Genomic DNA, 8,114 nt, shown 5'->3' with positions numbered 1-8,114 from the left:
CGCAGTCGCGGATGACCTGCTCGGTGAAGTCCATCAGCCACCGGTAGTCGGTGTAGGCGGCGTAGAACTCCATCATGGTGAACTCGGGATTGTGGCGCGGGCTGATTCCCTCGTTGCGGAAGTTGCGGTTGACCTCGAAGACCCGCTCGAAGCCGCCGACAATCAGGCGCTTCAGGTAGAGCTCGGGGGCGATGCGCAGGTACATGTCCTGCGAGAGCGCGTTGTGGTGGGTGATGAAGGGCCGGGCCGCCGCACCGCCCGGGATGGGGTGCAGCATGGGGGTCTCGACCTCCAGGAAGCCGTGCCCGGTCATGAAGCTTCGGATGGCCGCCAGCGCGCGGCTGCGCGCGACGAAGGTGCGGCGCGTCTCGGGATTGACGATCAGGTCGACATAGCGCTGCCGATACCGGGTCTCCTGATCGTGCAGGCCGTGGAACTTGTCGGGCAGCGGCCGCAGGGACTTGGCCAGCAGCCGCACCGCGCTGCAGCGCACCGAGAGCTCGCCCTTCATGGTCTTGAAGAGCACGCCCTCGGCGGCGACGATGTCGCCGAGATCCCAGTGCTTGAAGGCCTCGTGGGCCGCCGGGCCCACGCCCTCGTCGTTCATCCAGAGCTGCAGCCGCCCGGTGGCGTCCTGCACGGTGCCGAAGCTGGCCTTGCCCTGCACCCGCTTGAGCATCAGCCGACCGGCGATCGAGACCCGCACCGCGGCCTGCTCGAGCGCTTCGCGGCTGAGCGCCTCGTGCGCGGCCAGCAGCGGTCCGGCCCGGTCGGCGGGCCGGGCGTCGTTCGGGAAGGCCGGGCCGGCCTCGCGCAGGCGGGCGAGCTTGGCGCGCCGCTCGGCGATGATCTGGTTCTCGTCGGCGGCGGGCGCGGTGGAGGGTTCGGTCATGGTCCTAGACGCCCTGCTTCAGGCTGGCGAAGATGAAGGGATCGAGATCACCGTCGAGCACGCTGCGGGTGTTGCTGATCTCGACATGGGTGCGCAGGTCCTTGATGCGGGACTGGTCGAGCACATACGAGCGGATCTGGTGGCCCCAGCCGATGTCGGTCTTGCTGGCCTCGACCTTGTCCTGCTCGGCGCGGCGCTTGCGCAGCTCGAGCTCGAACAGGCGCGCGCGCAGCATCTTCATCGCCTCGTCCTTGTTGCGGTGCTGCGAGCGGTCGTTCTGGCACTGCACGACGATGTTGGTGGGCAGGTGGGTGATGCGCACCGCCGATTCGGTCTTGTTCACGTGCTGACCGCCCGCGCCCGAGGCACGGTAGACATCGATGCGCAGATCGGCCGGGTTGATGTCGACCTGGATCGAGTCGTCGACCTCGGGGTAGACGAACACCGAGGCAAACGAGGTGTGCCGACCGCCGCTGGAGTCGAAGGGCGACTTGCGCACCAGCCGGTGCACGCCGGTCTCGGTGCGCAGAAAGCCGTAGGCGTACTCGCCCTCGACCTTCAGCGAGGCACCCTTGATGCCGGCGGTGTCGCCCTCGGTCTCCTCGAGCACCTCGGTGCGGAAGCCCTTGCGCTCGCAGTAGCGCAGGTACTGGCGCAGCAGCATCTGCGCCCAGTCCTGCGCCTCGGTGCCGCCGGCGCCGGCCTGGATCTCCATGAAGCAGGGATTGGGGTCGGCCGGGTTGGCGAACATGCGCCGGAACTCCAGCGCTTCGACCTGCTGCTGCAGGCCGGCGACATCGGACTCGACGGCCTCGAGGGTGGCTTCATCGGCCTCCTCGCGGGCGATGCCGAAGAGTTCATCGGCATCGGCGAGGCCGGCGTCGAGCTCGGTGATGCGCAGCACCACCGATTCGAGCATCTTCTTCTCGCGACCGAGATCCTGGGCGCGCTGGGCGTCATTCCAGACATCGGGCGCCTCGAGGGCGCGGTCGACTTCGATCAGGCGGGTACGCTTGACATCGAAGTCAAAGATACCCCCGGAGTTCGATCACCCGACGGCGAAGGTCGGCGATCAGGGCGGCGAGGGCATTGAGGCGTTCGGCTTCCATGGGATCCTGTCTGGCGTCCCAGGGGACGCATCGGTGCGAAACCGGCCATTATAGGGAGCCTGGGGGGTGATCGGTCTGATGGCCGATCGCAGGCAGGCCGTCGCGTGCCGGCCCGGTCGCCGCTCAGCGCTGGGCCTGGGAGTAGGGCGCGCCGCCGACGCTGCTGCGCGGCTCGCACTTGCTCGAGCCCATCCAGCAGAAGTGCAGGGCCAGCGCCACCGCGGCCAGCGCGCTGGTGACGCCGGCCGCAAAGCCCGCGCCCAGCGGCAGCGAGAACAGCCGCAGCCGCCGGCGCGGTTCCGGCTGGCTCAGCCGCAGCTCGCGCGCCGCCGCGCGCACATCGCGGGTGTGCACCTCGAACGCATGCGCGAGCGAGGCCGCCATCAGGGCCTTGTCGGCGAGCAGGTTGATGCGGTCGGGCAGGCCTCGCGACAGCACGGCCACGGCGCGCACCGCGCCCACCGAGAAGATGCGCGGTCCATCGTAGCCGGCATTGCGCAGCCGGCCGTGGAGGTATTCATGCACCTCGTCGCGCGACAGCCGGTTCAGGCGCAGGCCATGCGCGATGCGGTCATTGAGCGCCATGAAGGCCTCGAGCGCGAGACGCTGGTCGAGTTCCGGCGGCCCGACCAGCACCAGGCGAAGCGCATTGCCGCCGCGGCCCACGCCCTGGCCGAGCAGGCGCAGGTGCTCGAGGGTTTCGAGCGGCATGGATTGCGCGTCATCGATCAGAACGATCAGCTTCTCGCCCGAGACGGCGCTGTGGTTGAGCCGGTCGCGAAGATCGGCGCGCATGCGGCGTGGATCGGTGCGATGGATGGTCATGCCCAGCTTCTCGGCCAGCATGACATCGATCAGGCGCGGACTGAGCATGGGGTCGGTGACATGCACCACCCGGTAGCGATCCGGGGGCAGCTTGCGCAGCAGCCAGCGGCACAGCGTGGTCTTGCCGGTGCCGGTCTCGCCGATGAGGCGGATGAAGCCGCTCTCGCGGGCGATCAGGTGCAGCAGCGAACGGGCGGTCTCGTGGCGCGTGCCCGGGAACACCAGTTGCCTGGGTTCGTTGGCATTGTCGAATGGCAGGCGCTGCAGCCCGAAGTGCGCGAGATACATGCCGCCGATTATCGGCTGCAGGCTGCCGCCGGGCGCGGAACTTGATCACGCTCAGGGCGGAGCACCCACCTGTTCGATCAGCAGCTGCAGCGAGGCGCGACCGCCCCAGTCGTTGCGGTTGAGGCGGTAGGCGATCAGCGCGCGGCGTGGCAGCAACTCGGTACGGCCGAATGCGATCGCGGCGAAGTTCTGCCCGCCGATGCGCAGATCGACCCGAAGGTGCCGCTCCTTGAGCAGGCGCTGGCCGAGCACCTCGGCCTCGTCGGCGAACATCGGCGCCGGAAATCCCTGGCCCCAGACGGCGCGGTCGATCGCCTCGACCAGATCGAGATCGATCGGCTGGTTCGCGAGTGCGCCATCGGTGGCCAGTTCGGGTGAGAACGCACCGGGGTCGGCGAGCTCGGCCACGGCCTGCTCGAAGCAGGCACTGAAGCGCTCCAGTGCATCGGCTCGCAAGGTGAGACCTGCGGCCATGGCGTGTCCGCCGAAGCGCAGCACCGCGCCCGGCGCACGCTTGGCGGCGAGGTCGATCGCGTCGCGCAGGTGCACGCCGGGGATCGAGCGGCCCGAACCCTGCAGGCAGCCGGGCTCGCCGGCTGGCGCCAGCGCCAGGGTGGGTCGGTGGTGGCGGTCTTTCAGCCGGGTGGCCACCAGACCGACGACGCCGGCGTGCCAGTCGGGCCGGTGCACCACCAGCGTGACCGCGCCGGCCGCCGGCTCGCCCACGGCGGCCAGCGCCTCGTCGCGCATGCGCTCCTCGAGCTCGCGCCGCGAGCGGTTGATGGCGTCGAGCTCGGCGGCCAGCGTATGGGCGCGGTCTTCGTCATCGGTGATCAGGCATTCGATGCCCAGGGAGATGTCCGCGAGCCGGCCGGCGGCATTGATGCGCGGGCCCACGCCGAAGCCGATGTCCTGGCAGCCGGCGCTGCGCCATTCGCGCCCGGCCACCGCGAAGAGCGCGCGCACGCCCGCCTGCGCCTGACCGGCACGGATGCGGCGCAGGCCCGCCGACACCAGCAGCCGGTTGTTGCGATCGAGGCGGACCAGGTCGGCCACCGTGCCCACGGCGACCAGATCGAGCAGCGCCTGCAGCGCGGGCTCGGGCCGATCGCGAAAGGCGCCCTGGCTGCGCAGCAGCGCCCGCAGCGCGAGCAGCAGGTAGAACATCACGCCCACCCCGGCGAGGTGCTTGCTGGCAAAGCCGCAGCCCGGCTGGTTGGGATTGACGATGGCCGCGGCCTGCGGCAGCGCATCGCCCGGCAGGTGGTGGTCGGTGACCACCACATCGATGCCCAGCGCGCGAGCCCGATCCACGCCCTCGAGGCTGGCGATGCCGTTGTCCACCGTGATGATCAGCGCCGGACGGCCCAGCCGCGGATGCGCGGCGGCCAGATCGACGATTGGCGGGGTGAGCCCGTAGCCGTGCTCCAGCCGGTTGGGCACGAGGAAGTCGACCACCGCGCCCAGGGCGCGCAGCCCGCGGATGCCCACCGCGCAGGCGGTGGCGCCGTCGCAGTCGTAGTCGGCCACGATCAGCATCGGCTCGCGTGCGGCGATCGCCCGGGCGAGCCGTTGCGCCGCGTGGTCGATGCCGAGCAGCCCGTCGGGCGGCAGCAGGTCGCCGAGTGCCGCGTTCAGCTCGTCGGCGCCGGCGATGCCGCGCGCGGCATACACCCGTGCAAGCACCGGGTGCAGGCCCGCGGCGAGCAGCTGCTGCTGCGCCTGCGCCGGGGCGCTGCGGGTGACCAGGCGGGGCGGGGTGGCGCTCATGCCGGGGGCGGGGCGAGCGCGGCCAGCGCGTCGAAGCGGCGCCACCAGCGCCAGCGCCAGCCGGGGTCGGCGGCCAGGGTAAGCCTGCGGCGCTCGCCGGTGAGCACCACCCGTACCGTGCCCGGCGCGGCGGCGCGCAGCTTGCGCCAGTGCGGGCCTTCGAGCCAGGCATCGGCCTGCATCCAGGCCTGCGCCCAGGCCTGGGTGTCGCCCAGGCGTCGCGGCGCTCGCCAGGCATCGAGATCGACCAGCACCGGTCCTGCGTGGCTGCCCCAGTCGGGCAGCGGCTGGTCATGAGGGCAGACCTGCCAGCCGGCGGCGACGCCCAGACCGGTGAGGGCAGGGCAGCGGGTGATCAGCAGGCCACGGCTGCGCGCGGCGAGCGGTGCGGCGACGAAGCCGTCGAGCCATAGCGCATTGACCGGGCGCTTGCCGGCCTGTTCCCGGGCCTGGTTGACGGGATGCTCGTGCCAGCCCATCTGCACCTCGGTGAGCAGGCGCCGCCAGGCCCGTGCTGCCGGCCCTGCGGGCTGGTACGCGATCACATGGCGGCCGCTGGCCAGCGTCCAGGGCCAGGCCTGCAGCGCCCAGGGCGCGCCCAGCGCGAACCAGGCCTCGGGCCGGGGCGCCTGCAGGGCGAGCCCCGCGGCCTCGAAGGCCGGCGCGGCGCTGTGCGCGAGTTCGGCGGACTCGGCCGGGTCGAGCGCGAGCTGCGCGGGGTCGGTGAGCAGGGCGTGATCGATGCCCAGATGCAGATGGCAGGGACGCAGTCCCCACCACGGCGGCGTCAGCCCGAGGCCTGCGCCGGTGAAGGCCTGGATCGCGCTGCCTGCCGGCACACCGAACTCGGCACGCAGCCAGTCGTCTTCGGGCAACTCGGGCAGGGGATCACCGGGCAGCTGGCGGTCCTGAACGATGCGCCCGCCCGCGAGCAGGCGCCGCAGCGCGCTGCCCGCAGGCAGACGAAGCGCGCCGGCCGGGTCGGCGTCGGGCGCGGCGCCAGCGCACAGCAGGGTGATCGGGTTCATGGGCGGCCGTCGGAAGGGTGGGGATTCTATGGCACACTCGCCCGCCGTCTCCTGAAGCCACCAGCCTTGCCGTTTCCGTTCGAACTCCAGATCGGGCTTCGTTACACGCGGGCCGGCCGTCGGGCGGGCCGGCGCGATGGCTTCATCTCGTTCATCTCGGCCATGTCGGTGGCCGGCATTGCGCTCGGGGTGGCGGCGCTGATCACCGTGCTCTCGGTGATGAACGGCTTCCAGAAGGAGGTCACCGACCGGATGCTGTCGGTGCTCTCTCACATCGAGGTCTACGGGCCGCAGGCCGGGCTGGACGATCCGTCGGGGCTGCTGGCGCGTACCGCCGCGCATCCGCGGGTGGTGGCCGGCGCGCCCTTCGTGGTCGGACAGGCCATCATCGCGCGGGGCGAGACTGTGCGTGGCGCGATCGTGCGCGGCATCGATCCGGCGCGCGAACCGGCGGTGGCCGACTTTCTCGCGGGCCCGTCGGGCAAGCTGCTGTCGGGTCTGGTGCCCGGTGAGTTCGGTGCGCTGGTGGGGGTGGAGATGGCCCGCCAGCTCATGCTGCAGGTGGGCGACCGCATCGCGCTGGTGGCGCCGCAGGGCACCACCACGCCGGCCGGGGTGGTGCCGAGGCTGCGGCAGTTCACCGTCACCGGCATCTTCGACTCCGGTCACTACGAGTACGACAGCTCCCTGGTGCTCACCCACCTGCAGGACGCCGCCCGCCTGTTCCGCGTGGAGGGCGCCAGCGGCGTGCGCCTGAAGACCTCGCAGATGATGGCCGCGCCGGCCATCGCGCGCGAGCTCTCGGCGGTGCTGGGGCCCGAGTTCCATGTGCGCGACTGGTCGCGCGAGAACCGCAACTGGTTTGCCGCGGTGGAGATCGAGAAGCGCATGATGTTCATCATCCTCACGATGATCATCGCGGTGGCGGCCTTCAACCTGATTTCCATGCTGGTGATGACCGTGACCGACAAGCAGTCGGACATCGCCATCCTGCGCACCCTGGGCGCGAGCCCGGCCAGCATCCTCGCGGTGTTCATCGTGCAGGGCGCGGTGGTCGGGCTGCTCGGCACCGGGCTGGGTGTGGCTGGCGGCGTGCTGCTCGCGCTGAACATCGACGGGGTGGTGGGTACGGTGGAACGCCTGTTCGGCTTCCAGGTGCTGCCCAAGGGCATCTATGTGATCAGCCATCTGCCCAGCGATCTGCGCTGGCCCGATGTCGGCCTGATCGCCGCGGTCTCGTGCACGCTGGCGCTGCTGGCCACGCTCTATCCGAGCTGGCGTGCCTCGCAGGTGCGACCGGCCCAGGCGCTGCGCTATGAGTGAGCCGGCGGCCATGTCCTCCGACGGTGCGGGCGCCCGGGCGGCCGCGGACGCGGGCGCCGTGGCCGGCCCCGCGGCCGAGGTGCCGGTGCTCGCCTGCACCGGCCTGTGCAAGCGCTACGACGACGGCGGGCTCGGGGTGCAGGTGCTCAACGGGGTCTCGCTCGCGGTGCGGCCCGGCGAGCGGGTGGCCATCGTGGGCGCCTCCGGTTCGGGCAAGAGCACGCTGCTGCATCTGCTGGGCGGGCTCGATACCCCGAGTGCCGGCGAGGTGCGCTGGGACGGCCAGGATGTCTCGGGCCTGGGCGAGACCGAGCGCGGCGCCCGGCGCAACCGGCTGCTCGGCTTCGTCTACCAGTTCCATCACCTGCTGCCGGAGTTCAGTGCCATCGACAATGTCGCCATGCCGCTGCGCATCCGGCGTCTGCCGACCGCGCAGGCGCGCCGCGAGGCCGCCACCGTGCTCGAGCAGGTGGGTCTGAGCGCCCGGCTTGCGCACCTGCCGGGTGAGCTCTCGGGCGGCGAGCGTCAGCGGGTGGCGCTGGCCCGTGCACTGGTCACCCGGCCGCGTTGCGTGCTCGCCGACGAGCCCACCGGCAATCTCGATCGCGCCACGGCGCGGCAGGTTTTCTCGCTGATCGAGTCGCTGGGCCGCGAGTCGGGCACGGCCTTCATCATCGTCACCCACGACGGCGAACTCGCCGGCCGCGCCGATCGCGTGCTGGCGCTGCGCGACGGCGTGCTCTCACCGGCCTGAGCCGGATCGCGCCGGCCGCCGTGCTGGTCGACACCCACTGCCACCTCGATGCGCCGGAGTTCGCCGGCGAGGCGTTGCTGCTGCGCCGGCAGGCGCTGGCCGCGGGCGTGGGCCTGATCGTCGTG

At 71.5% G+C, this 8,114-nt stretch carries 7 protein-coding genes; 2 read left to right on the top strand and 5 right to left on the bottom strand.

Going from position 1 to position 8,114, the window contains the following annotated elements; all coding sequences use genetic code 11:
- From AC2H6A_RS15850 to AC2H6A_RS15830, 5 genes are all read right to left on the bottom strand, one after another.
- Positions 1 to 892 (bottom strand): amino acid--tRNA ligase-related protein (locus AC2H6A_RS15850; protein ID WP_484274669.1); only part of this gene is annotated, 892 nt, incomplete at its 3' end.
- A 4-nt stretch (positions 893 to 896) separates the two neighbouring features.
- Positions 897 to 2,001, bottom strand: a protein-coding gene (gene prfB / locus AC2H6A_RS15845) for a peptide chain release factor 2 (RefSeq protein ID WP_484274668.1) whose coding sequence is annotated in 2 segments (ribosomal slippage) — positions 897 to 1,919 and positions 1,921 to 2,001 — 1,104 coding nt in all. Because the reading frame shifts where the segments join, the coding sequence is not laid out codon by codon here.
- A gap of 123 nt (positions 2,002 to 2,124) precedes the next feature.
- Positions 2,125 to 3,114, bottom strand: a complete 990-nt coding sequence (locus AC2H6A_RS15840; protein ID WP_484274667.1) for an ExeA family protein — start codon at positions 3,112 to 3,114, stop codon at positions 2,125 to 2,127.
- Positions 3,115 to 3,165: 51 nt separating this feature from the next.
- Positions 3,166 to 4,884, bottom strand: a complete 1,719-nt coding sequence (gene recJ, locus AC2H6A_RS15835) for a single-stranded-DNA-specific exonuclease RecJ (RefSeq protein WP_484274666.1) — start codon at positions 4,882 to 4,884, stop codon at positions 3,166 to 3,168.
- Positions 4,881 to 5,912 carry a hypothetical protein gene (locus AC2H6A_RS15830; protein WP_484274665.1) on the bottom strand — a complete coding sequence of 344 codons (1,032 nt, stop codon included), beginning with the start codon at positions 5,910 to 5,912 and terminating at the stop codon, positions 4,881 to 4,883. The genes recJ and AC2H6A_RS15830 overlap by 4 nt, the downstream gene beginning before the upstream one ends.
- A 66-nt stretch (positions 5,913 to 5,978) precedes the next feature.
- Here AC2H6A_RS15830 and AC2H6A_RS15825 point away from each other — a divergent pair, with 66 nt between their 5' ends.
- Both AC2H6A_RS15825 and AC2H6A_RS15820 read left to right on the top strand, forming a co-directional pair.
- Complete coding sequence (locus tag AC2H6A_RS15825; RefSeq protein ID WP_484274664.1) at positions 5,979 to 7,235, top strand: lipoprotein-releasing ABC transporter permease subunit; 1,257 nt, start codon at positions 5,979 to 5,981, stop codon at positions 7,233 to 7,235.
- Positions 7,228 to 7,989, top strand: coding sequence for an ABC transporter ATP-binding protein (locus tag AC2H6A_RS15820; RefSeq protein ID WP_484274663.1), 762 nt, complete (start codon positions 7,228 to 7,230; stop codon positions 7,987 to 7,989). Before AC2H6A_RS15825 ends, AC2H6A_RS15820 begins: the two co-directional genes overlap by 8 nt.
- Positions 7,990 to 8,114 lie beyond the last annotated feature (125 nt).

The organism is Quisquiliibacterium sp. (assembly GCF_982640115.1).
The sequence above is the reverse complement of the archived record's forward strand: the minus strand, read 5'-3'. Positions and strand labels throughout refer to the sequence as shown.